Raw genomic sequence first — 23540 nt, forward strand, 5'->3', positions numbered from 1 at the left:
ACATTCACCCGCTTAAAAACTCTGTAATAATGACTTCACAACGAGATACCATCCATCAACCAAAACGAATAACAGTATTTTGAAAGGCAGTGATATCATGACAGGAGGCAGCATCATCATCCCCATTGACATGAGAACACTGGCAACGATCATATCGATGACCAAAAATGGAATAAAAATCATAAAGCCAATTTGAAACGCTGTTTTAATCTCACTTATAGCAAAAGCAGGAACCAGTGCGGTCAACGGAATATCCTCAATGCTTTCAGGTCTATCCATTTGCGCATAATCAAGGAATAGAGCGAGATCCTTCTGCCGCGTATGCGCGCTCATAAATTCCTTGAAAGGCAACGCAGCAAGCTCATAGGCCTCGTCCAATTCAATCTTTTCCTCGAATAAAGGAGTCAGTGCCGCTTCATTCACTTCCTGAAAAGTAGGGGCCATGACAAAAAACGTCAGAAAGAGTGAAAGCCCGATAATCACCTGATTCGGCGGCATTTGCTGCGTGGCAAGTGATGTCCTTACAAACCCCAGCACAATCACGATTCTTGTAAAACAGGTCATCAATATCAAAATACTTGGAGCGAGTGATAAAACAGTCAGCAGTAAAAACATTTTAACTGAAGTGGAGACATTGGACGGATCACTGTTGCTAAAGAACTCCATAAATTCGTTCATTTCCTGTCCCTCTCCTCTTCATCCAGCTTTTTTACCACCTTTTTCCTGTCTTTTGATAGTTCTTCAAGCTGTTTTTTAAACTGTGAGGAGAAGCCTGTAGAATTTGCATCAGAAACAATGAACTTCTGCTTAAGTTTTGTTATGAAATCGCCCGGCTGAATCATTTGCTCCATTTTCTCATTGTAATTCTGAAGCAGTTCCCCGTACTCTTCTTCATTGTCGATTTCTTTTAACAGCTGAATGGTCTCACCTACCCCGACGACCAAAATGGAGTTGCCCACTTTAATTAGCTGGACGGAACGGTTTGAGCCAAGACTTGTGCCTCCGATATTTTCAATGAAATTGGCTTTCTGATAGGAGCGGCTTTTCTTGTTGATGAACCTGAGAGCTATATAAAGAAGAGCAACTACAAAGATAGTTGCAAAAACCATGCGCGCGAAATCCCAAAAGGAGAGCTCCGTACTCCCGGAGCTTGCCGCTTCTTTTTCACTTTCAGGTTCTTTATCCGCGGGTTTGTCAGGTTGTTCATATGAATCCTTTACACTTCCCTTGACGCCTTCTGCCTGGACGACAAGTCCGGCAGAACCAAACAGGACGACTGCTAAAACCAGCAGAATCTGAAACCATTTTTTAATTGAAAACAAGTTGCTGACACCCTCTTAATCTATTAACTTAATGTTTTGCTGATCGCTTCGAGCACGCGGTCTGCCTGGAACGGTTTAACAATGAAATCCTTTGCCCCTGCCTGGATAGCATCGATAACCATCGCTTGCTGTCCCATCGCGGAGCACATGATCACCTTAGCGTTAGGGTTAATTTTCTGGATTTCCTTTAAAGCTGTTATCCCATCCATTTCAGGCATGGTAATATCCATCGTAACCAAATCAGGTTGGGCTTCTTTATACATTTCAACTGCCTGAGCACCGTCAGCGGCCTCTCCTATAACATCAAAACCATTCTTAGATAAAATATCCTTTATCATCATACGCATGAATGCTGCATCATCAACGATTAATACTCTGTGTGCCATAGTGAGTCCCCCAAATTATCTTAGTTTTTTTAATCTATCAGTCTGACTGACAATATCTGTTACACGCACGCCAAAGTTTTCATCAATGACGACTACTTCACCTTGGGCGATCAAACGATTGTTAACCAGTATGTCAACGGGTTCACCGGCAAGTTTATCCAGTTCAATGATCGATCCTGAGGATAGCTCAAGTATCTCCTTCACCGAACGGCTCGTCCTGCCCAATTCCACCGTTACATGGAGTGGTATATCCATGAGCATATTCAAATTTTTCGTTTCCGATTCCTGGAGCTGATATGGCTCAAAATTGGAAAAGCTTGCGGGCTGGATATTTACCTGCTGCCCCGGCAGTGTATAATTGGTACCAAAATGCTGCGGTGCGCTTTGGTATGTCGCTTGCTGCGGTGCACTTTGATATTCCGCTTGCTGAGATGGCATTTGATGCCCCGCATGAACAGGCTGTTCAAATTCTCCTTGGTGTTGATTGTCTTCCGTTTGGTCATATCCACTTGCTGGCAGTTCATGTGTTTCTTGTTCAACCTCTGCTGGTTGAGACATTTCGTTTATGTCTGTTGGATTCATTAATTCATTGACGAGACTTTTTGCAAATTCTAGAGGCAATAATTGCATGATGTTGGAATCAATAAGTTCCCCGACCTTCAACCGAAATGATATCTTTGCCAGTATAATTTTATTAGATTCCTCGCCTTGGTCTTCTTCCATGTTTAATGAATCAACAGTTGGTGGAGAAATATCTACCTTCTTTTTAAAAATAGTCGACATCGAAGTAGCGGCAGATCCCATCATTTGATTCATTGCTTCTTGAACTGCACTTATCTGAATTTCCCCAAGCAGGTCCGCTGGATTCAACCCATCACCACCGAGCATTAAGTCTGCAATGATTGCGGCATCACTCTGCTGGATGACAAGCAGATTATGTCCCGTGAACCCTTCTGTATAGTTCACTTGAATCGCAACATAAGGATGCGGGAATTCATTTTGAATTTTGCTTTTGTCGATTACGGAAACAGTCGGTGTCGTAATATCCACCTTTTGATTTAATAACGTTGACAAAGCGGTTGCAGAGCTTCCGAATGAGATATTACCAATTTCACCGAGTGCATCCTGTTCCATTGAAGATAAATATTCTTCAACAAGGGGAGAATCAGCTTCATCTCCTGCAGTATCATCGTCATTGCCTTTTAAAAGTGCATCTATTTCATCCTGAGAAAGCATTTCATCACTTACCATCTTCGTCTCCCCCCTTCAAAGTTTCGAGAATTTGGACGGCTATTTTTTTGCCTGCCTGGCCCGGCTGTGCGATATATTTCGGCACATCCCCAACCCTGACTTTTAACGGTACATCAATTCCTTGGTTTAACTCAATTACATCTCCGAAATCAAGCTGGAGAAAATCATGGATGGATATGTCTGTTGTGCCTAATTCCGTTATGATGGGCAGATAGGCTTTCTTGACTCTTTTTTCTAAAGATTCAATCTCCTCATGGCTTCTTTCTTTTTTGGATGCCTGCATCCAATAGCGAACGGAAAGCTTTGGGATGATAGGCTCTAACACAACATGAGGAATACAGATATTGATCATCCCGGATGTCTCCCCGATCACGGTATTGAGTGAAATGACCACGACGGTTTCGTTTGGCGAAACCATTTGCAGAAATTGAGGATTCACCTCAAAATCCGTAAGAATTGGGTCGATTTCAGCGACTGTGGCCCAGGCCTCCTGAAGATTTTCAATTCCTTTTTCAAACAAGTTAGACATGATTTTCGTTTCGATTTCCGTTAAGTTTTCTACCTTATTTTCGCTGACGCCTCTTCCGCCAAGAACCCTGTCCATCATCGCATATGCGATGTTAGGGTTGACCTCCATTAAAATTCGGCCATCGAGTGGCGGAACTTCGAAAACATTCAAGACCGTCATCTTTGGTATCGAACGGATAAATTCTTCATAAGGAATTTGGTCGGCAGATGCTACCGTAATCTGGACATACGTCCTCAGCTGGGCTGAAAAATATGTAGTCAGTAGCCGTGCGAAGTTTTCATGGATCCTTGTTAAGCTGCGGATTTGATCTTTTGAAAAGCGCAGCGCTCTTTTAAAATCGTAAACTTTTACCTTTTTCTCGGACTCTTCTTTTTTGAGCTCGTCTGCATCCGCCTCCCCGGTAGAAAGAGCGGACAGCAGAGCATCAATTTCATTTTGTGACAATACTTCAGCCAATAGCCATCACCTCCACAATTCCTTTCTCTCAAATGGTGTTACTGCAAGATGTCGTATTTATTGTAGGATGGAGGAGGTAATATAAACCTTTTCAACTTGTCCTTCCTGCATCAACTGGTTTACATCCGCCTCGATTGTGTCCTGGAATTTTTCCTTGCCGGCTTTTCCTTTTAATTCATCGGACTTCGTTTCAGAAAGCTCGGTAATGATGATATTCTTTACCTGAAAGCTTCTTTTTTCGAGCTCTTCCTTCGCTTTTTCGTTATCTGTCTGGACTGTAAATGAAATTTTGATGAAATCACCGCTGGCAAGATTTGTGGTGATTTCAGGAATTTCCACGGATGATTTCACAATTTCATCGGCTGATGGCTCTTTATTGGCAACAACCTCACCTGAAAACTTTGTCACTACGACGATCGCGATTACTCCAACAAGAGTGATGGCGACCAGCATGATCAACATGATTGTTAATAATTTATTTTTCATGATTATTCCCCTCCCCAACATCACGAAGTCCGAGAACATTTATCTTACGGTAAAAAGTAATAATAGATTGGATGATTTCTTCCTCTTTTTCACTCACGACTATTTTCTTCCCACCGGTAAAGGTGATCGTCGTATCAGGAAGAGATTCTACCGTTTCAATGTACAAGGCATTGATTGTAAAAGTTTTCCCGTTTAATTTCGTAACTTTTATCAATAATTATCAGGAGCCAAGGCGGAAAACCGCTATTGGCTCCTTCCCTCCCTTATCGTTTTAGATTGACAAGCTCTTGCAGGATCTCATCCGATGTCGTAATGATTCGAGTGTTAGACTGGAATGCCCGCTGGGCGACAATCATTTCTGTGAATTCCTCGGAAAGGTCGACATTGGACATTTCCAGCTGGGATGATTCTACATCTCCAAATCCTGCAGTGGTTCCAAATCCGGTAACAGGCGGTCCGGAATTGATCGTATTCTGAAAAAGGTTGCTGCCTGATTTTTGCAATCCGCCGGTATTCGCGAATTTCGCGAGCTGGATTTGGCCCGCTGTCCTCAGAATTCCTCCATCCATAAAGGTGATCGTTCCGTTTTTACTGATGCTCATATCTGTTGCTGTAGTAGGGATATTTATGATTGCTGGGAAAATAACTCCCGCAGTAGGTGTAGCCGCTCGAGTATCCCCTAATACATACAGGCCGTCCCCTGTTACTAAATTCCCTGTGCTATCCAGATAAAAGTTCCCAGCCCTTGTATAGCTCTGGTTTGTAGTGTCACCGACAATGAAATAACCATCCCCTGATATAGCCGTATCCAACACCCGGCCTGTATTTTGCATGCTGCCTGTTGTATGCAGTGTATCGATCGTTGCCAATTGCGAACCCAACCCCACCTGCTTAGGATTGACACCGCCTCTGACTCCAGCATTTGGAGCACTTGCGCCAGCAAGGTCCTGGCTTATTAAATCTTTAAAAACGACCCGGCCTTTTTTGAAACCGTAAGTATTAACGTTTGCGATATTGTTACCGATAACATCTAATTTTGTCTGGAAGTTTTTCATTCCACTGATTCCTGAGTACATTGAACGTAACATATTGTTTTCTCCCTTCGATATCGCTGCTTCAATCAATCTGCAGCTAAAGGCCCCCTTTTCAGGTCCAGCCTTATTAATTTAATAGTATGGTTCCGTTGATATTAGTAAAGATTTGTGATGAAGCTTCATCACGATCCATCGCTGTGATGACTGTATTGTTTTTGGCGCTCACAACGAGTGCGGCGTCTTGCGTGAGTACGAGAGTTTCTCTGACACCCATTTTCTTCGCTTCTTGAACCTTTTCCTCAATTCTTGTCCAGGTGTTTTCATCGATATTTATGTTTCGCTGATTTAACCGCAATTGAGCATGCTTGCTTACGACCAGTTTATCCGATTTTTCAATGACAGCTGATTGTAAGACAGAAGCAAATCCATGCGCCACCTGTTTTTGCGGCTTAATGTTCTTTGAAGTCAATTGAATGGGGTTGCTGGTTATCGGCCGAAAAACTGGCTTTTCCATTTTCCCACTCCTTATGGTGTCGCGATTTTAGTAATCTGATTGGATGTAATCTTTGTCGCATTTGCATCATCCAATTCAAACTGTGTTTTGCCATCCTTCATTTGGACAGATTTGACGATTGCTGATAGCTCCTCTTTGGCTTCATTTAACCAGGTTACTCTCTTCCCGATCAGCTCGCTTGATGCAAGTAGATTATTGCTGATCCCAGGCTGATTGACCTGTGAAATGTTCCCGGGCTCCAGTTTCGTTCCATCCTCCAAAAGGAAATAAACGTTTCCATCCTTGAATTGAATCGAAGTAATAGTTCCCGTTCCTTCCTCAATCGTCGGCTGGCCATCCGGATCCTCGCTCGGCACCGCTTTATGCCAAGTTACATCTTTCCCGACAAATTGGTTATAAGCGATCTGAGAGCTCTGCTGCTGCATTTCCACAAACTTGTCCATGCTTTTTCCCATATTCGTCATCTGCTCTAATGATGAAAAAGTGGCCATTTGTGCGATGAAATCCTTGTCCTGCATCGGATTCATCGGATCCTGGTTTTGCAGCTGAGTCATCAATATTTTCAGAAAATCATCTTTCCCTAAAATATCGTTTCCTGTTTTACGCTGCTGACTTTGATAATCGGATAAGTAAAGAGATGGATTGATCGTATTCATTGTTTTCACCTACACTTTCATACTGAGCAATGCTGCTTCAAGATCTGCAGTAAACTCTGCTTCTGGTTCTTCTTGCTGATTATTGTTGTTTTGCTGTTTCTGTTCCTTTGTGTGCTGCTGTGATCCATCAGACTCTCTTTGTAAAAATCTCTCCTGTGTAAAGGAATTCATAGTCTGCAAAACTTCAATCTTCTCGATTTGCAAATTCTGTCCGTTAAAGGCGTGTTTCAATCCTTGAATTTGTCCTTCGATCAATTCCTTCGCTTTAGCGGTGGTTGCCATAATATTCGCAACAAGCCCCGAATCCTTTTGGATGATTTCGATTCTTAAAGAGCCGAGATGTTCCGGGTTAAGTTTGATGAGCAGCTTTTGCATGCCGTTTCCGCTTGTAAAATTGGCTTTGCTTAAGATATTTTGAAAAGCTTTAATGAATTGCTCCTGATTAACCGGTTGACCAGCTTTTTCCACTGTTAGAACAAGTTGTTCAAGCTTGGAAACCTGAAAATGGACCGGCTGTGATTGAGAAACGTCCATTTGTTTCAACGGAAGATTCTCTTTTGCCATACTTTTTGTGTCAGAAACGTTTTTTTGGTTTAAGTCCTCGGTTAAACGGGTGTACACATTTTTGAGTATATTCGTGCTTTCACCCTTAGGACCACCTTGTTTGAGAGCATTCGTCTCTTCACCATTCACATCGCCCTGTTTTTGAGTGTTCGCGTCTTGGCTATTGGCCCCACCCAACTTGAAAGCATTCGTTTCTTGGCCATTCATACTGCCTAGTTTGGAAACGGGTATGTTCTGGTCATTCCCACCGGCCAATTCTTTCACGAAAGAAGTTCTGCTGCTTAATTTAAGCTCATCGCTTCCCAACAGCTTTTGAACCTTGCCGGAAATCGTCTCTAGCAAACTCTTTAATTCCGAATTCATTGCTGCTTCTTTAGCGGTCATATCTTTATACTCTGCTAAAAGCACTTGGATTTTGGCGAATTTCAAGACGTTCGACGCACTTTGAAGATCGACTTTTTGAAGCTGTTCCCCATTCAGGCTGGCGATTGCTTGAACGATTGAGAGAATATCCACAAATCCCATCGAAAATAGAGGATTTACGTCTTCTTCAATTGTTCCGCTATCTTCTGAAGCTTTTAGTTGATCAGCTTCTTTTAATGAAGAAACTAGCTTTTCTATGCTCCCCGCATTCAACTGACCTGTTTCTTTTAAGGCAATTACCAGCTTTTCAAGCGACTCTAGATTCAGACCGCTTTGTAACAAGCTTTCCAAAATAGGGTGAGATTCAAGCGGCGTCTCTTCCAGCAATATATCTCTTCCTAATTCTGGGCCACCCTCCAAATCAACTAAACTGCTTATCTGTAAAAACTGAGCCAGTTCCTGCAGTAAGGCGGTTTCTTCGTTTGAGAGCTCCTGTTGGCCATTGATCTGATCACCTTTGACAGCGGCCGATAGAGCGGTTAGCACTGCACCAAAGCCAGTGATATTCCCTGTATCAGCGGGGGAGCGACTTCCCGAAGAAATGCCTGAAAGCGTCTGTAATGGAATTACTAGTCCTGCGTTCACGTTTTTCACCTCCTTTCAAATATGCAGATGTCACTCTGCCTGCGAGTTGTTCTGTTCGGTGTTAACCGTAAGCTTTTTGGTTAGCCGGGCTGCATCTTCCGGGGTCATTTGTTCCATGATCGATGCAAGGGTATCGGCTTTGATATTGGACAATATTCGAACCGCTTCATCATCCCCAAGCTCGGTAATGATCGGGGCTGATTTTTTCGCTGACATCATTTCATAGGTTCGGATAATATCCTTGAAAGCCAATTTATCTTCGTCCCTGGCGATCCTTAATTCTTCAATTTCCTTTTCGAGCTGTTCTTTTTCCAATTCACTGCGCTGAATCGCTTCATCACGGCCGTCGATAAGATCCTCAAGCTTGGACGTTTCTTCTTCTCGATCCTGGATCTTCGCTTCCAATTCCCCAATCTGCTTTTCAAGCTGAACGGACGTTTGCGCTTTTTCTTTTTCTTTATTCGATTCAGCGATAAAAGGGATTTTCTCTTCTGCCACTTTACCAACATCAATTCCGGCAACGGACAGGACAATCCAAACGATGGCGATTGTAAATAACGTCGGGATGAGTACGACAAATACAAACCATTGAAACTTGTTATGTCTTTTTTCTTCGTTTTCAATTGTTGGTTTATCCATTAGCTTCACCTAGTTATCCTTGCTTAAAAATTGCTGTATCGAGATTTCATCCATGTTCTTGTTCTCTATATCCTTAAGAGCTTCCATGAATCTTTGAAAATCTCTTTCCCTGATTTTTTCATATTTTTTTACTTCAATGTTCTTTTCCATAAGCTTTTCCTGCTGAAGTGTCATTTTGTAGCGCTCTTCGATTACCGCTTTTTGATAGTGATCGATGATTTTTTCAAGATTGTCCATAAAAAGCTGATGATGGCGAATGTCCTGTACCGAAAGTCCCTTCCCCAGTTTTTCTTGATGAAACTGCAATAGGTCTTCCTTCTTTTTCAAGAGCTTATAGAGTTTCTCCGCCGCCTCTTCAAATCGCTTGAGCGCCTCATTATATTTCGAAAAAGCGTCATTCTTCTCTTTTTCTTTAACGGTGAGAATCTTTTCAAACTTGTATTGGTAGATCATGGGACTATTCACCTTTTTCCATCAATTCGATAAGAGTCGTTACACTTTCGTCCTTCAACATCTTTTCATGTGTTCCTTGCTTTAAGAACGAGATGATCTGCGGGTGCATCGTAATGGATTCATCTATTTCAGCCGACGATCCCCGTTTATACGCGCCAATGTTGATTAGATCTTCTGATTCTATATAAGTCGACAGCGTAGCTCTTAGTTTTTCCGCAGCTCTTTTATGCTTGTCGTCGATGATATTAGTCATAACCCTGCTGATGCTTTTGAGGACATTAATTGCTGGGAATTGACCTTTATTCGCAAGCTGTCTGTCCAGGATAAAGTGACCATCCAGGATGCCGCGGACTGCATCGGCAATCGGTTCGTTCATATCATCGCCATCCACTAAAACGGTATAAAAGGCTGTAATGGTGCCAGCTTGGTTGGTTCCGGTCCGTTCAAGCAGCCGTGGCAGGATTGAAAACACGGATGGTGTGTATCCTTTCGTTGTCGGGGGCTCTCCTACCGCCAGTCCGATTTCCCGCTGAGCCATTGCCACCCGTGTTACCGAATCCATCATGAGCATCACATTCATACCTTTGTCTCGAAAGTATTCGGCAATCGCTGTAGCGGTTAATGCGCCTTTTATCCTCATTAATGCTGGCTGATCAGAAGTGGCGACAACAACGATCGATTTTGCGAGGCCCTCGGGACCAAGATCTTTCTCAATGAATTCCCGGACTTCCCTGCCTCGTTCCCCAATCAAGCCAATGACATTCAAATCGGCCGTAGTATTCCTGGCAACCATGCCGAGAAGTGTGCTTTTCCCTACTCCGCTCCCCGCAAAAATACCGACACGCTGGCCTTTGCCAACTGTGAGCAGGCTGTCGATCATTCGTACACCGACATCAATCGGTTCATCAATCGGCGGCCTCTGCATCGGATTGGGAGGATCCTGCTCCGTTGAAACGGAAGCAAGGCCCTTAGGGAGCGGCGATCCATCCAGCGGATTGCCCATTGAATCGATCACTTTACCTATCAACCCTGTCCCAACCTTAATATCAAGAGAGCGTGATGTTGCTTCGACAAGGCATCCCGGTGAGATTTCGCTTACGGCTGTGTATGGCATGAGAATCACGGTTTCGTCCCTGAAGCCAACAACCTCTGCGAGAATTTGTTTTTTCTTTCCGGTGTGTATATAACATACATCCCCGACAGAACTCTCAGGCCCCTGCGACTCGATCATCAATCCGACAACCCTTTTTACTCTTCCGTATTTTTTTAAGGTTTCCAAGTCCTCGATCAGGGGCAATAGTTCCGCTGCCTTCATCTCTTACTCTCCTTCCAGCAAATCAAAAAGTTTCTGTTTGATTTCTGCCAGTTGACTGTCTACGCCCGCGTCAATTCGACCATGTGTCGATTCGATGATACAGTCGTTTTCTCCCAAATCTTGATCCGGATAAATATAAAATTCCGTCTCTTTCGGGAATAAGGAAATCAGTTCTTCCTTCTGGGTAAGAATATATTCATAATGGATCGGATTTACGTGGAGCTGCAGTTCCCGATGATCTCTCGTCTTTTTTACTGCTTGCCTTACGATAGACAGATACACTCCCTCTGATTCTTGCAATTTGGTGCCGATAATCTGTTCAGCTACCTTTATGCCGAGCTCCAAAATCGTTCCTTCGGATGCTTCGATATTCGTTTGATAGTCATTCTTTGAAGCAATGACGATTTCTTTGGCATGGTCAATGGACGCCGCGCATTCGTCATAGCCCTTCTGGTTGCCAAACTCCATTCCTTCATTGAAACCGTGCTCGCGAGCTTCCTGAATCAATTGCGGTTTCTCCACTTGTTCAAAATGCTCACGAGCCGCTTTGGCCTGCTCCAGAATTGATTCAGCTTGTTGCCTTGCATCTCGAATGATTGCTTCAGCTTCTGAATAGGCCTCGTCGAGTATTTTTCTTGTGTCGATTTCATGGATGACCAGGTTCGTTTCCGGATATGCGTCCTTGAAAAGAAAATCGAAGCTGCGGATTTTAATTTGTTTTTCACGATTCTCGACCGCATTTGCATTTGGTGACTTGATAATCCTAGACAATGATATCATCTCCTCCGCCTCGAGCGATTACGATTTCACCTGCTTCTTCCAAGCGACGTATCACGGCAACGATACGGGATTGTGCTTCTTCCACATCTCGAAGTCGGACAGGACCCATGTATTCCATTTCTTCTTCGAATGTATCTACCATCCGTTTAGACATATTCTTAAAGACAATTTCCTTGACCTCATCGCTGGCAACTTTAAGCGCCAGTCTAAGGTCATCATTTTCAGAGTCACGGATGACCCGCTGAATCGCCCTTCCGTCAAGAGTGACGATATCTTCAAAGACAAACATCCGTTTTTTGATTTCTTCCGCCAATTCAGGATCCTGAATCTCCAAGGCATCGAGGATTGTCCTTTCAGTCGCGCGGTCAACGCCATTTAATACATCAACGACTGCTTCAATTCCCCCGGTTTGGGTGTAATCATGGGTTACAGTGGCAGAAAGCTTTCTCTCCAATATCTGTTCCACTTCATTAATGATCTCCGGAGATGTGCTGTCCATAATTGCGATTCTCCTAGCGATATCAGCCTGAACTTCCTGCGGCAATTCTGAAAGGATCTGCCCAGACTGTTCAGGGTCCAGGTATGATAAAATCAAAGCGATTGTTTGCGGATGTTCATTCTGAATAAAATTCAAAATTTGTGACGGATCAGCTTTTCGGGCAAAATCAAAGGGTCTGACCTGCAAGGATGAAGTCAGGCGGTTAATAATCGCTGAAGCCTGATCTGTACCAAGAGCCTTTTCTAATACCTGCTTGGCATAACCAATTCCGCCTTGGGTAATAAAATCCTGGGCAAGCGCAATGTTGTGAAACTCTTCAAAAATCTCTTCCTTTTCTGTGGAGTCTACTTTTCTGACCCCAGAGATTTCTAATGTAAGCCTTTCAATCTCTTCCTCTGAAAGATGCTTGTAAACAGATGCAGAGACGTCCGGACCAAGGGAAATGAGTAGGATGGCCGCTTTTTGTTTCCCTGTAAGTCCGCCTTTTTTCTTTCTGTCTGTCAACTTCATTTCCTCCTAGTCTTCCGCTATCCAGCTTCGCAGCAATTTCGCAAATTCGTCCGGTTTTTCTTTTGCCATTTTTTCCAGCTGCTTTCGCTTCAGACTGGATTCCGTTTCTTGTTCTTCAGTTAAATCCTGAACTTGAATGATTTCTTCTTCAATGATTTCTTCTTCATATTCATCTCTTCTTCTAGAACGGATAAATAAGACGATAAGCACGATGATTACAAGCGCCAAAACTCCGCCCACGATATATACCCAAAGCGGCAGGGCCGATTCTTGTTGCTGGTCGAATTCGACTTTACCGTTAAATGGTTGTACAGAGACAGCGATCTTCTGGTTTATCTGTTCTTCCGTCAATTCCTCGTTAACTTCATCTTTAGTAATCGTTGTCCGTACGATTGTGCTTAGTACCTGTTCAATGTCATCAATACTTTCCTGTGGAAGGGAGGCAGGATCATCCGGTGTTGGAGGTTCAACCATAACCTGTATTCCCAGATCATTGACTTTATACGGACTTTCGACAATCTGCTTTTTTATTCTGTTTACTTCATTATTGATGGTCTCTTCGACCCGTTCATAATCCCCGTTGCCATCCGTTCCTGCCTGGTATGTGCCGCCAAGTGCATCGGCAGGATCTTCAGCCTGTGGATTGCCACCGACCGGATTGCCTGTGCCGGTGTATGTTTCATTTATTCGTTGTGCAGATATAGCTATGCCTTCCATGTTTTCTTCGTCGACAGGCGTTACAAGATTTTCTTCTCTGTTTTCCTGAGTGAAGTCCACGTCAGCTGTAACCGAAACAACAACCTTTTCTCTGCCCATCAATGTGCCGAGCATATTTTGCACTTGCCTTTGTATATCGCGTTCAATTTCCTTTTTAATCTCATGCTGTGAAGCAAATGAGGCACCCGATTCAGAATTATTTTTATTTTCTAAGTCAAAATACTCAAAATCTTGGTTCATAATGACGATATTATCAGTAGGCAGATTAGGGATGCTTTTTGAGACAAGGTGATATAGTGATTTAATCTGGCCTTCTTCAAACTGATAACCAGGTTTTGTATTTAACACGATTGACGCTGACGCTTCTTCAGCGGTATCACTGACGAAAACTCCTTTTTCGGGGAGAGTGATCATGACATTCGCATCATTCACTCCCTCTATTCCTTTAATAAGAGAGCCCAGCTCCGTCTGCATCGCATCCAATTTAAGAACACCGAATTCATTTTCCGTCATACCAATTCCGGCATTTTGCCCAAAGAAAGAATAATCAATGCTTCCTGACTTCGGGATCCCCTCTGCCGCAAGCTCCACCTTCAGCGTATCAACACTTTCCTCAGGCACTTTTATCGTCTTGCCTTCATCGGCGATTTCAGATTGTATTCCCCTGCCATCAAGATTCTCTTTAATGCTGCCGGTTTCCGATGGTGACAAGTCGCTGTATAAAGGAACCATTGTAGTTCTAGATGCCAGGAAAGAAGCCAACATGATAATTAATACGATAAGAACGGCTAATCCGATTATTAGAAACTGGACTGCTCTGCTTCGGCTTCCCCAAAAACCCGTAATTTTGTTCTTTATGTTTACTAACGCTTCATTCATCCTAATCCCCCGGTTAATCTATCAAATTTCATCATTTTCTTAATCATCTATCTGAGGTTTTTTAAGATGAAACCTAAATGCTCATTCTCATCATTTCCTGATATGCTTCGACTACTTTATTCCGAACCTCTAAAGCTGCCGACATCGTTATACTCGACTTCTGGGACGCAATCATTACCTGATGTAAATCGACATTCTCGCCTCTTGCCATCCTTTCGGTCACTTGATCAGAGGCGCCTTGTGCTTCATTTACTTTATTAATAGATTCCTTTAATGCGGACGCAAAACTTTGCTGAGCTTCGTATGGTGTATTTGGAAGGGTCTGTGCACCCTCAGTATTTGTCTTAAAAACCCCGTTTACTGGAGTAAAGGTAATTCCTTGCATATTATCCATCTCCTATCTATCCTATCTGCCTATTTCAAGCGCCTTCATCATCATGCCCTTAGATGCATTAAAAACGGTAACGTTCGCTTCATAGGAACGAGTAGCACTCATTAAGTCCACCATTTCCCTCAAGGGGTCTACATTTGGCATTTGTACATAGCCTTCCGCGTTGGCATCTGGATGCTCCGGATCGTATATCAGTTTAAATGGTGTAGACTCGTCTTCCTCTATCCTAGACACTCTTACACCATTGCCGACAGTGTTTGATCCTTTTCTGCCAATAGCTGTATGTAGAAAGTTAGAAAAACTGCCTTCGTTAGGCTGCAGAACAACTGACTTTCTCCGGTATGGCTCCCATGTATCAGGACCAACCATTCTTGCTCTCGATGAATCGGCGTTCGCCATGTTTGAAGAAATGACATCCATTCTAAGGCGTTGCGCTGTTAAAGCAGACGCTGTTGTGTTCATGCCCGTAAACATGCCCATTACTTACCACCCCTTATCACGTTCTGCATGGATTGAAACTTCCCGCTTATCCTGTCAGTTACCGCATTATAATAGATTTGGTTTGTAGCCAGATCACTCATTTCCTGGTCAACATCCACACTGTTTCCGTTATTGTTATACTGCATATTGTTTTTTGTAATCAGTCCTGATTGAGTAGTAGACGCGATCTTAAAGTCATAATGTCTGTTATCTGTCCGATATGCGTTGATGGATGACTCGAGCTCATTTTGGAATGAGCTATTAAACTTTACGTCTTTCGCTTTATAATGTGGTGTATCAGCGTTGGCAATGTTTTGTGAAATAACTTTCTGTTTTGTACTCGAATAATTCAAAGCATTTTCAAGTGACTGGATCGTACCCGAAAATAGACTCATATAACCGTTCACCCCTTATAAGCAATGAAAAATATTACATATAACTCAACTTGTAACTTAATGAACATAATCTAGTAACCATTGTAATAAATACCAAACACTCTGTCTATGCAGTCTCGACAAAACTCCCTGTGCCAAAAGTCCTATTTTTGTCGATTCCTGTCAGTTTTTACCCTACAAGGATTATAATACTATTTCTCCTTCTAAAAACAAGTCAAAATACGTTAAAAATCGGGAAACTTTCTAAGGAGTAACAATACACTTCATTTTTTTTTCAAATATATAAGTCTATAGACCTATATATACGGAAAATATTCGTTATAGGTGAACCTTTTAAGCACAATTAGCCGTAGTCGTAAGAAAAGCGCAAGCGCCGTCTAAATAAGGAAGAACGACTAAGACCCACGTCTTTATGTCTTCGTCGGCGCAAGTCACGTCCTGTACGTCGTAGCTAGAAATGTGTCAAAGTTAAAAAAGTTATTATTTTTCCAAAAAAAAAGACAGTCCCTAATAGTACAGGGACTGTCTTCTACTGATTATTAATTGTTTTTCAGCTTTTCCAATTCAAGGAGAAACTTATCATTAAGAACCTTGATATACGTACCTTTCATACCCAATGAGCGAGATTCAATGACACCGGCACTTTCCAGTTTTCTCAAGGCATTGACGATTACTGAGCGGGTAATTCCGACTCTGTCCGCAATTTTTGAAGCAACAAGGAGACCTTCGTTACCTTTTAATTCTTCAAAAATATGTTCAATTGCCTCAAGTTCACTGTATGAAAGTGAACTGATCGCCATTTGCACCACTGCCTTGCTTCTAGCTTGTTCCTCAATTTCTTCCGATTTCTCACGAAGGATTTCCATCCCAACTACTGTTGCGCCGTATTCTGCAAGAATCAGATCATCATCATGAAACTTTTCCTGTAGACGGGCCAGGATTAATGTACCGAGGCGTTCGCCCCCGCCAATAATCGGCACGACCGTTGTCAGTCCGCTTGCGAACAATTCCTTATTCTCAATCGGAAACGCTGTGTACTCACTATTAATGTCGAGATTTGAAGATGTTTCCTGTACATTGAACAGGTTTTTCGTATACTCTTCCGGGAATTGTCTGTCTTCTAGCATTTGAACCATACGTTCATTTTCAATTTGCTGGTTGATAGCAAATCCCAAAAGCTTTCCACGTCTGGACACTACAAAAACATTTGATTCAATTACATCAGTAAGGCTTTCTGCCATTTCTTTAAAATTGACTGGTTTGCCGGCAGTGTTTTGAAGCATGGCGTTAATCTTTCTTGTTTTTCCTAATAAATCCATTACAAAATTTCCTCCTAATAAAACTTAAGTACTATATTATTTTAGCAAATAATTATGGAAGCGACAGTTACAAAATAAACTGGCTTAGGTCTTTGTTTCTCGAAATCGATCCAAGCTTTTCTTCCACATATTGTGGTGTAATTGTAATTTTTTCCATTGTAATATCAGGCGCCTCAAAGGATAAATCCTCCAGCAGCCTCTCCATAATCGTATGCAATCTTCTTGCGCCGATGTTATCTGTATTCTGATTCACTTCGAAAGCAACTTCGGCAATCTTATTAATAGCATCGTCAGAAAATTCAATTTCTATACCTTCTGTTTCCAACAATGCCACATATTGCTTTAATAAGGCATTGTCCGGTTCATGCAAAATACGGACAAAGTCTTCGACGGTCAGTTTTTTTAGTTCCACCCTGATCGGGAACCTTCCCTGCAATTCAGGGATTAAATCGGAAGGCTTCGCCATATGGAATGCCCCGGCTGCCATAAATAAAACATGGTCAGTTTTAACTGAGCCATACTTGGTTACGACCGTCGACCCTTCGACGATTGGGAGGATGTCACGTTGAACGCCTTCTCTTGAAACATCAGCCGACGAGCCTCCTGATTGTTTGCTGGCGATTTTATCAATTTCATCGATAAAGATGATGCCAGTTTGTTCTGCGCGGAGAACCGCTTCCTGGGTCACTTCATCCATATCGATGAGCTTGGATGCTTCTTCATTCGTAAGCACTGTCCGGGCTTCGCTAACCTTCAATTTACGCTTTTTCTTTTTCTTCGGCATCAAACTGCCTAAAGCATCCTGCATATTCATACCCATCTGCTCCATGCCAGAACCCTGGAGCATATCGAACATGGACGGCTGCTGTTCCTCCACCTCAACAGTGATAACCTCATTCTCCAATTCGCCCTTTAACAGCTTATCTTCCACGATCCTTCTTCTTTGTTTCAAATTTAATTCTTCATCGTTGCTCGTGTCATTTTCCGCCTGCCCGTTATTGCCTCCACCAAAAAGTACTTCTAACGGATTCTTGAAATTATTCTGTTTCTTTGCCGAGGGAACGAGAAGCTCTACAAGTCTCTTATTAGCATTTTGGTCAGCGAGTTCCATGACGCTCGCTTTCTTTTCCTCCTTGACTAATCGGCCGGATGTTTCGACAAGGTCGCGTACCATGGATTCCACATCTCTTCCCACATATCCGACCTCGGTAAATTTCGTAGCTTCCACCTTAACGAAAGGCGCTCCTACCAATTTAGCCAGGCGCCGCGCGATCTCGGTCTTACCAACGCCGGTTGGGCCGATCATCAAAATATTCTTCGGTACCACTTCATCCCGAAGCCGGTCATCCAGCAAACTGCGGCGGTAGCGATTGCGCAGCGCAACCGCAACTGCGCGCTTTGCATCATTCTGCCCTACAATATATTGATCCAGCTTCTCGACAATCTGTCTTGGAGTTAGATTAGTTTTATTGCCTTGCATACCTGCCACTCCTTTCGTTTACAACTCTTCTACGATAATATTCGTATTTGTATACACACAAATCTCGGCTGCTATTTGAAGTGATGCCTGTGCAATTTCTTTTGCGGTTAAGTGGTCGCCTGAAAAACGCTTCAAGGCCCTTCCGGCTGAAAGTGCATAGTTGCCGCCTGAACCGATTGCAAGAATACCATCATCCGGTTCAATGACTTCGCCCGTGCCGGAAACTAGCAACAAATCTTCTTTATTCATGACGATGAGCATCGCTTCTAGCTTTCGGAGTACAGTGTCACTGCGCCACTGTTTCGCCAGTTCTACGGCCGCGCGCTGTAAATTACCGTTATACTCTTCCAATTTAGCTTCAAATAATTCAAATAGTGTAAACGCGTCAGCAACAGACCCGGCAAAACCAGCAAGCACATTTCCATTAAAGATCCTTCTTACCTTTCTTGCTGTGTGTTTCATCACAACAGCGTTGCCCAATGTCACCTGTCCGTCCCCGGACATGGCGTATTCACCCTTATGATGGACCGCGAAAATAGTCGTTGCATGGAAATTACTCATAAAAGTCTCCTTTCAGAAGCGATTATGCCCGAGGATGTGAGGCATTATATACTTTACGCAGCTGCTCCTTCGTTACATGAGTATAAATCTGCGTGGAAGAAATGTTAGAATGGCCTAACAATTCCTGGACTGTCCGTAAATCAGCTCCGTTGTTTAATAAGTGTGTAGCAAAGGAATGGCGGAGCATATGCGGATGCAAGCTGCCATCGCCAGTTGCCTTTTTAATCAATCCATTTAATATATAACGGACTCCTCTTGGGGTTAAAGCGTCACCGCGAAAGTTGACGAACAGTTGAGAATGAGACTTGTTCTTGCCATCCAGCAGTTGCCCCCTGCTTTCCTTTATGTAAATCTGGATAGCTTGTTTGGCAAAATTGCCTAATGGTACGTAACGATCCTTTTTTCCTTTACCGTGAACTAGAATCATCCCAAGGGAAAAATCGATATCCTGCATCTGAATAGCACAGCATTCGCTGACCCGGATACCCGTGGCATAAAGAAGTTCTAACAAGGCGGAATCCCTTAAACCGAGCGGTGTATCCTTGTTGAGCGAAGAAAACAGGGTGCCCAGTTCCTCCTCGTACATGAACCTTGGAAGCATTTGGTCCTTTTTGGGCAGTGAAACGAGGGCAAAAGGATTCTCCGTTACAAGAACTTCCCGCATCATAAATTTATAAAAACTTCGCAGACACGATGTCTTTCTGGCAATTGAACGCTTCGAAAGATTATCGTCATACAACTTTGTAAGGTATAATCTGGCGTCAAAATACTCAACCGCCTGCAAATTGTCGATTCCTTGTTCAGACATGAACATGAGAAATTCATTTATATCTCGCGTATAATGGTCGATTGTATATGGTGAGCAGTTTTTTTCAATTTGTAAGTATTCGATAAAAGACTGTAGGGAAGAGTTCTCAATAGTCATTATATTCACCCCCCAAAGGCTTTTAAATAGTATCACACTTTAAAACCCCAAGCAAATCATTTTACAAATTCTTCGCAAAATTCCGAATTGTTTCTAGCGCACGGTCGGCATACATTTCATTGCGCTCCATCTTACCTTTAATTTTCACTTCTAACTCAGGAAATAAACCGAAATTAGCATTCATAGGCTGAAAAGTTTTCGCATTCGTCGATGTGATATAACGAGCCATGCTTCCCATTGCCGTTTCCGCGGGAAAGCTTACCGGGTCGTGGCCCTGTGCTACTTTTGCCGCGTTAATTCCCGCAATCAAGCCGGATGCCGCGGATTCAACATATCCCTCTACACCAGTCATCTGTCCCGCGAAAAACAAATCATCGCGGTTCTTGAACTGATAGGTTGGGCGCAAAACCTTAGGGGAGTTAATAAAAGTATTGCGGTGCATTACGCCGTAACGAACGATTTCAGCATTCTCAAGACCAGGAATTAACTGAAGCACTTCCTTTTGAGGCCCCCATTTTAAATGTGTTTGAAAACCGACAATATTATATAAAGTCCCTGCTGCGTCATCCTGTCTTAGTTGCACGACGGCAAATGGTCTTTTTCCTGTTTTCGGATCTTCTAGACCTACTGGCTTGAGCGGTCCGAACAGCATCGTCTTTTTGCCTCTGGATGCCATGACTTCAATCGGCATGCAGCCTTCGAAGAAGATTTCTTTTTCAAATTCCTTCAAAGGAACCGTTTCCGCTGCGATAAGCGCTTCATAAAAACGGTTGAACTCTTCTTCTGTCATCGGACAGTTCAGATAAGCAGCTTCTCCCTTATCGTATCGGGATTTCAGATAAACTTTGTCCATGTCTATGCTGTCTTTTTCGAGAATGGGTGCCGCTGCGTCATAAAAGTATAGATACTCTTCCTCCATGATTTCCTGCAGTTTTTTGGAAAGGGCCTGGCTTGTCAGCGGACCGGTTGCAATGACAGTCGGACCTTCCGGTATTTCGGTGACTTCTTCGTTAACGACGGTCACGTTTGGATGATTTTTCACCAATTCGGTCACTCTGCCGGCAAACTCATGGCGATCCACGGCAAGCGCGCCTCCTGCCGGGACCGAAGAGGCATCTGCGGATGATATGATCACAGAGTCAAGCAGACGCATTTCTTCCTTTAATACACCTACCGCATTCGTGAGTGTATTGGCACGGAGTGAGTTGCTGCAAACAAGTTCAGCGAATTTATCCGTATGATGGGCAGGTGTTTGTTTCACCGGACGCATTTCATACAACTTTACCTTCAATCCGCTTTTAACAATCTGCCAGGCCGCTTCGCTGCCGGCGAGTCCTGCTCCAATTACGTTCACTGTTGTTTCTTTCATTTTACGAACCTCCCTGTAAACATATGATAAAACTTATTGGTTTACAAATTTATTTTACTCTCATGATTGTTTCGTACGAGATTCCCTCTATGATCTTCTCAGCAAAGAGAAATTAAGCTGAATTAAGCAGTTTGTCCACTGCACATTTTACAATACGTTTTATAAAGTTAAAAGTTTCGTGATTATAAGAAAAGCGCAAGCGCCCTTGCAAGTAAGGAAGAACGACTAAGACCGCCACGTCCTGTGCGTCGTAGCTGGACATCTATCAAAGTTAAAAAAGTTATACTTTCTTTTCTGCGAAGCCAAAAAGGTGAGCGGATGCTCACCTTTCGTCAACTTTGCGATGTTTCTTTGTAATCACAATGCATACATTGGACCTGTACACCTTTTTTCAGCTTCTTCTCTACCAGAGTACCCGCACATTTAGGACACGGACGCGCGAGGGGCTTATCCCATGAAATGAATTCACAGCTCGGGTAACGGTCACAACCGTAAAAAATCCGTCGCTTTTTGCTTTTTCTTTCGATGATGTTGCCTTCTTTACAATTCGGACATTTCACACCGATTTCTTTAACGATCGGCTTCGTATTCCGGCAGTCGGGGAAATTGCTGCATGCCATGAATTTACCGTAACGGCCCATTTTAAATACCATTGGGTTGCCGCAATTCTCACAATCCTCACCGGCCGGTTCATCCTTGATTTCTACTTTTTCCATTTCTGCTTCGGCTTTTACTAGATGAGTCTCGAAATCTCTGTAGAAGTTATCAATCACCTTGATCCACTCTACATTTCCTTCTTCAACATTATCAAATTCCTGTTCCATTTTAGCTGTAAATTCCAGATCAAGAATGTCAGGGAAAAATTCAAGGATCAATTCCAGGACAATCTCCCCCATCTCTGTCGGGACAAAGCGTTTATTATCGAGAGCTACATAGCCTCTTTTCTGGATTGTATCCAATGTAGGGGCATAGGTAGACGGACGGCCGATTCCAAGCTCTTCAAGCGTCTTTACAAGACGGGCTTCTGTATAGCGTGGAGGCGGCTGTGTGAAATGCTGCTTTGGTTCGATGTCCTTAACGACGACCTTTTCACCAACCGCTATATCCGGCAGCATATTCTCTTTTTCTTCTACGTTATCGTCTGACCCTTCCACATATACCTTCATAAACCCGGGGAATTTCACCTTGGAACCGTTGGCACGGAAAATGACTTCTCCATTTTTAAGGTCGATGCTCATCGTGTCCATTACCGCAGAAGCCATCTGGCTTGCGACAAACCGTTCCCAGATTAATTTATACAGTCTGAATTGGTCTTTTGATAGATATTCCTTTACCGATCCCGGGTCCCGCAATGTGCTAGTAGGCCGGACCGCTTCATGGGCATCCTGGGAATTACTTTGTTTTTTTTCTTTTCTTTCCTCATCCGGGATGAACTCCCTCCCGTATGCGTTCTTGATATAGCCGGCTGCTTCAGCCTTGGCAACTTCCGAAATGCGGGTTGAGTCGGTTCTCATATACGTAATCAGACCGACTGTTCCTTCCTTGCCGATCGCGATTCCCTCGTACAGCTGCTGCGCGAGCATCATTGTCTTCCTGGCTCGGAAGTTTAGTTTCCTAGCTGCTTCCTGCTGCAGGGATGAAGTCGTAAACGGTACGGCGGGATGTCGCTTTCTTTCTTTTTTGGAAACAGCGGCGATCTCAAACTCGTTGCCGTTTACTGCTCCGAGAACCTTTTTGGTGTCATCTTCCGAATGAAGCTCAACACGATCACCATTCATGCTGAAAAAAGAACCTTCAAACTGGTCTTTCCTTTTTATAAAGTCCGCTTTGATTGTCCAATATTCCTCTGGTATGAATTTCTTAATTTCCTTTTCACGGTCAATGATCATCCTTACGGCTACCGATTGTACCCGGCCCGCACTCAATCCTTTTTTGACTTTTTTCCATAAAAGCGGAGAAATGTTGTAGCCAACCAAACGGTCCAATACCCGTCTCGCCTGCTGGGCATCCACGAGATCCATGTTAATCGGCCTTGGCGTTTTAAAGGATTCCTTAATCGCATCCTTTGTAATCTCGTTAAAAACGACCCGGCAATCGGATGTAACATCCACATTAAGGCTATGGGCTAGATGCCAGGCTATCGCTTCCCCTTCTCTATCGGGGTCAGCCGCCAGGTAAATCTTTTTTGCTTTTTTCGCGGCTGTTTTTAATTCCTTCAATACCGGGCCCTTGCCGCGTATCGTTATATACTTCGGGTCAAAGTTATGTTCGACATCAACGCCCATCTGACTCTTCGGCAAATCGCGAATATGTCCCATTGATGCCTTCACTTTATATTTTTTTCCGAGATAGCGCTCTATTGTTTTTGCCTTTGCGGGTGATTCCACAATCACTAAGTAATCTGACATTCAAATAATCCTCCTCACGAGGTGATATAAATCTTCACTATTATTAGTCGTAATAAATCCATTTGTCAATGCTTTATAACATTTATCGTCTATTTCAACATTTTTATTTAAAAATTTCAACTAATTTGAGAAAGAATGATCAAATAGTTTTTTCTATATAATTAATGATTTAATGATTTAATTTTGGCTCATTCATGTGAAACCAGAGTTTCAC

Annotated in this window: 26 protein-coding genes; all 26 read right to left on the bottom strand. The window is 43.1% G+C overall.

What is annotated here, in order from left to right:
• Nucleotides 1-12 precede the first annotated feature (12 nt).
• Complete coding sequence (fliP, locus tag LQ216_RS12000) at nt 13-678, bottom strand: flagellar type III secretion system pore protein FliP (protein ID WP_230129530.1); 666 nt, start codon at nt 676-678, stop codon at nt 13-15.
• Entirely contained in the window at nt 675-1322 is a 648-nt protein-coding gene (locus LQ216_RS12005) for a flagellar biosynthetic protein FliO (RefSeq protein WP_230129531.1), read from the bottom strand. Before LQ216_RS12005 ends, fliP begins: the two co-directional genes overlap by 4 nt.
• Before the next feature lie 23 nt (nt 1323-1345).
• Nucleotides 1346-1708: a response regulator gene (locus LQ216_RS12010; protein ID WP_230129532.1), complete on the bottom strand. Its 363-nt coding sequence runs from the start codon at nt 1706-1708 to the stop codon at nt 1346-1348.
• 15 nt (nt 1709-1723) lie between these two features.
• Nucleotides 1724-2959 (bottom strand): flagellar motor switch phosphatase FliY, encoded by a 1236-nt coding sequence (fliY, locus tag LQ216_RS12015; RefSeq protein ID WP_230129533.1) that lies wholly within the window; start codon nt 2957-2959, stop codon nt 1724-1726.
• On the bottom strand, nt 2949-3944 hold the full coding sequence (fliM, locus tag LQ216_RS12020) for a flagellar motor switch protein FliM (RefSeq protein WP_230129534.1): 996 nt from the start codon (nt 3942-3944) through the stop codon (nt 2949-2951). Before fliM ends, fliY begins: the two co-directional genes overlap by 11 nt.
• A gap of 57 nt (nt 3945-4001) precedes the next feature.
• On the bottom strand, nt 4002-4430 hold the full coding sequence (gene fliL, locus LQ216_RS12025) for a flagellar basal body-associated protein FliL (protein WP_230129536.1): 429 nt from the start codon (nt 4428-4430) through the stop codon (nt 4002-4004).
• Nucleotides 4420-4644 carry a flagellar FlbD family protein gene (locus LQ216_RS12030; protein ID WP_230129537.1) on the bottom strand — a complete coding sequence of 75 codons (225 nt, stop codon included), beginning with the start codon at nt 4642-4644 and terminating at the stop codon, nt 4420-4422. Before LQ216_RS12030 ends, fliL begins: the two co-directional genes overlap by 11 nt.
• 49 nt (nt 4645-4693) lie before the next feature.
• Nucleotides 4694-5518 carry a flagellar basal body rod protein FlgG gene (gene flgG, locus LQ216_RS12035; RefSeq protein WP_230129539.1) on the bottom strand — a complete coding sequence of 275 codons (825 nt, stop codon included), beginning with the start codon at nt 5516-5518 and terminating at the stop codon, nt 4694-4696.
• A gap of 73 nt (nt 5519-5591) precedes the next feature.
• On the bottom strand, nt 5592-5978 hold the full coding sequence (locus LQ216_RS12040; protein WP_230129541.1) for a TIGR02530 family flagellar biosynthesis protein: 387 nt from the start codon (nt 5976-5978) through the stop codon (nt 5592-5594).
• Nucleotides 5979-5989: 11 nt separating this feature from the next.
• A complete protein-coding gene (gene flgD / locus LQ216_RS12045; protein ID WP_230129543.1) occupies nt 5990-6634 on the bottom strand; it encodes a flagellar hook assembly protein FlgD in 645 nt (214 codons plus the stop codon).
• Nucleotides 6635-6643: 9 nt separating this feature from the next.
• Nucleotides 6644-8206, bottom strand: a complete 1563-nt coding sequence (locus LQ216_RS12050) for a flagellar hook-length control protein FliK (RefSeq protein WP_230129544.1) — start codon at nt 8204-8206, stop codon at nt 6644-6646.
• Between the two features lie 30 nt (nt 8207-8236).
• The gene (locus tag LQ216_RS12055; RefSeq protein ID WP_230129546.1) at nt 8237-8845 is read right to left on the bottom strand and encodes a hypothetical protein; all 609 of its coding nucleotides are present in this window, start codon (nt 8843-8845) and stop codon (nt 8237-8239) included.
• 9 nt (nt 8846-8854) lie between these two features.
• A complete protein-coding gene (gene fliJ, locus LQ216_RS12060; RefSeq protein WP_230129547.1) occupies nt 8855-9298 on the bottom strand; it encodes a flagellar export protein FliJ in 444 nt (147 codons plus the stop codon).
• A gap of 4 nt (nt 9299-9302) precedes the next feature.
• Complete coding sequence (gene fliI / locus LQ216_RS12065; RefSeq protein WP_230129550.1) at nt 9303-10613, bottom strand: flagellar protein export ATPase FliI; 1311 nt, start codon at nt 10611-10613, stop codon at nt 9303-9305.
• Nucleotides 10614-10616: 3 nt separating this feature from the next.
• Nucleotides 10617-11384, bottom strand: coding sequence for a flagellar assembly protein FliH (gene fliH, locus LQ216_RS12070; protein ID WP_230129553.1), 768 nt, complete (start codon nt 11382-11384; stop codon nt 10617-10619).
• Nucleotides 11377-12396 (bottom strand): flagellar motor switch protein FliG, encoded by a 1020-nt coding sequence (gene fliG, locus LQ216_RS12075; RefSeq protein ID WP_230129555.1) that lies wholly within the window; start codon nt 12394-12396, stop codon nt 11377-11379. Before fliG ends, fliH begins: the two co-directional genes overlap by 8 nt.
• 12 nt (nt 12397-12408) lie before the next feature.
• Nucleotides 12409-13998, bottom strand: coding sequence for a flagellar basal-body MS-ring/collar protein FliF (gene fliF, locus LQ216_RS12080; RefSeq protein WP_230129556.1), 1590 nt, complete (start codon nt 13996-13998; stop codon nt 12409-12411).
• A gap of 73 nt (nt 13999-14071) precedes the next feature.
• Nucleotides 14072-14383 (bottom strand): flagellar hook-basal body complex protein FliE, encoded by a 312-nt coding sequence (gene fliE / locus LQ216_RS12085; protein WP_230129558.1) that lies wholly within the window; start codon nt 14381-14383, stop codon nt 14072-14074.
• A gap of 21 nt (nt 14384-14404) precedes the next feature.
• Nucleotides 14405-14869: a flagellar basal body rod protein FlgC gene (gene flgC / locus LQ216_RS12090; protein WP_230129560.1), complete on the bottom strand. Its 465-nt coding sequence runs from the start codon at nt 14867-14869 to the stop codon at nt 14405-14407.
• Nucleotides 14869-15264, bottom strand: a complete 396-nt coding sequence (gene flgB / locus LQ216_RS12095; protein WP_230129562.1) for a flagellar basal body rod protein FlgB — start codon at nt 15262-15264, stop codon at nt 14869-14871. Before flgB ends, flgC begins: the two co-directional genes overlap by 1 nt.
• A gap of 539 nt (nt 15265-15803) precedes the next feature.
• Entirely contained in the window at nt 15804-16583 is a 780-nt protein-coding gene (gene codY, locus LQ216_RS12100; RefSeq protein WP_230129566.1) for a GTP-sensing pleiotropic transcriptional regulator CodY, read from the bottom strand.
• Between the two features lie 67 nt (nt 16584-16650).
• Nucleotides 16651-18063 (bottom strand): HslU--HslV peptidase ATPase subunit, encoded by a 1413-nt coding sequence (hslU, locus tag LQ216_RS12105; RefSeq protein ID WP_230129568.1) that lies wholly within the window; start codon nt 18061-18063, stop codon nt 16651-16653.
• An 18-nt stretch (nt 18064-18081) separates the two neighbouring features.
• The gene (gene hslV / locus LQ216_RS12110) at nt 18082-18624 is read right to left on the bottom strand and encodes an ATP-dependent protease subunit HslV (RefSeq protein WP_117305366.1); all 543 of its coding nucleotides are present in this window, start codon (nt 18622-18624) and stop codon (nt 18082-18084) included.
• 22 nt (nt 18625-18646) lie between these two features.
• Nucleotides 18647-19549, bottom strand: a complete 903-nt coding sequence (gene xerC / locus LQ216_RS12115; protein WP_230129571.1) for a tyrosine recombinase XerC — start codon at nt 19547-19549, stop codon at nt 18647-18649.
• Between the two features lie 61 nt (nt 19550-19610).
• Complete coding sequence (gene trmFO / locus LQ216_RS12120; RefSeq protein WP_230129574.1) at nt 19611-20918, bottom strand: FADH(2)-oxidizing methylenetetrahydrofolate--tRNA-(uracil(54)-C(5))-methyltransferase TrmFO; 1308 nt, start codon at nt 20916-20918, stop codon at nt 19611-19613.
• A 332-nt stretch (nt 20919-21250) separates the two neighbouring features.
• A complete protein-coding gene (gene topA, locus LQ216_RS12125; protein WP_230129575.1) occupies nt 21251-23326 on the bottom strand; it encodes a type I DNA topoisomerase in 2076 nt (691 codons plus the stop codon).
• Nucleotides 23327-23540: the final 214 nt, after the last annotated feature.

Origin of the sequence: Bacillus sp. CECT 9360 (genome assembly GCF_918741275.1) — a bacterium.
Classification (GTDB): Bacteria; Bacillota; Bacilli; order Bacillales; family DSM-1321; genus Peribacillus.

Bases quoted from the DNA above. Each gene is read 5' to 3' on its own strand.
- LQ216_RS12040 (WP_230129541.1), bottom strand. From the start codon at position 5,978: ATGGAAAAGCCAGTTTTTCGGCCGATAACCAGCAACCCCATTCAATTG.
- fliF (WP_230129556.1), bottom strand. From the start codon at position 13,998: ATGAATGAAGCGTTAGTAAACATAAAGAACAAAATTACGGGTTTTTGG.
- fliY (WP_230129533.1), bottom strand. From the start codon at position 2,959: ATGGTAAGTGATGAAATGCTTTCTCAGGATGAAATAGATGCACTTTTA.
- fliI (WP_230129550.1), bottom strand. From the start codon at position 10,613: ATGAAGGCAGCGGAACTATTGCCCCTGATCGAGGACTTGGAAACCTTA.
- fliE (WP_230129558.1), bottom strand. From the start codon at position 14,383: ATGCAAGGAATTACCTTTACTCCAGTAAACGGGGTTTTTAAGACAAAT.
- codY (WP_230129566.1), bottom strand. From the start codon at position 16,583: ATGGATTTATTAGGAAAAACAAGAAAGATTAACGCCATGCTTCAAAAC.
- LQ216_RS12010 (WP_230129532.1), bottom strand. From the start codon at position 1,708: ATGGCACACAGAGTATTAATCGTTGATGATGCAGCATTCATGCGTATG.
- flgC (WP_230129560.1), bottom strand. From the start codon at position 14,869: ATGGGCATGTTTACGGGCATGAACACAACAGCGTCTGCTTTAACAGCG.
- fliJ (WP_230129547.1), bottom strand. From the start codon at position 9,298: ATGATCTACCAATACAAGTTTGAAAAGATTCTCACCGTTAAAGAAAAA.
- flgD (WP_230129543.1), bottom strand. From the start codon at position 6,634: ATGAATACGATCAATCCATCTCTTTACTTATCCGATTATCAAAGTCAG.
- fliL (WP_230129536.1), bottom strand. From the start codon at position 4,430: ATGAAAAATAAATTATTAACAATCATGTTGATCATGCTGGTCGCCATC.
- trmFO (WP_230129574.1), bottom strand. From the start codon at position 20,918: ATGAAAGAAACAACAGTGAACGTAATTGGAGCAGGACTCGCCGGCAGC.
- flgG (WP_230129539.1), bottom strand. From the start codon at position 5,518: ATGTTACGTTCAATGTACTCAGGAATCAGTGGAATGAAAAACTTCCAG.
- flgB (WP_230129562.1), bottom strand. From the start codon at position 15,264: ATGAGTCTATTTTCGGGTACGATCCAGTCACTTGAAAATGCTTTGAAT.
- hslV (WP_117305366.1), bottom strand. From the start codon at position 18,624: ATGAGTAATTTCCATGCAACGACTATTTTCGCGGTCCATCATAAGGGT.
- topA (WP_230129575.1), bottom strand. From the start codon at position 23,326: ATGTCAGATTACTTAGTGATTGTGGAATCACCCGCAAAGGCAAAAACA.
- LQ216_RS12055 (WP_230129546.1), bottom strand. From the start codon at position 8,845: ATGGATAAACCAACAATTGAAAACGAAGAAAAAAGACATAACAAGTTT.
- fliP (WP_230129530.1), bottom strand. From the start codon at position 678: ATGAACGAATTTATGGAGTTCTTTAGCAACAGTGATCCGTCCAATGTC.
- hslU (WP_230129568.1), bottom strand. From the start codon at position 18,063: ATGCAAGGCAATAAAACTAATCTAACTCCAAGACAGATTGTCGAGAAG.
- xerC (WP_230129571.1), bottom strand. From the start codon at position 19,549: ATGACTATTGAGAACTCTTCCCTACAGTCTTTTATCGAATACTTACAA.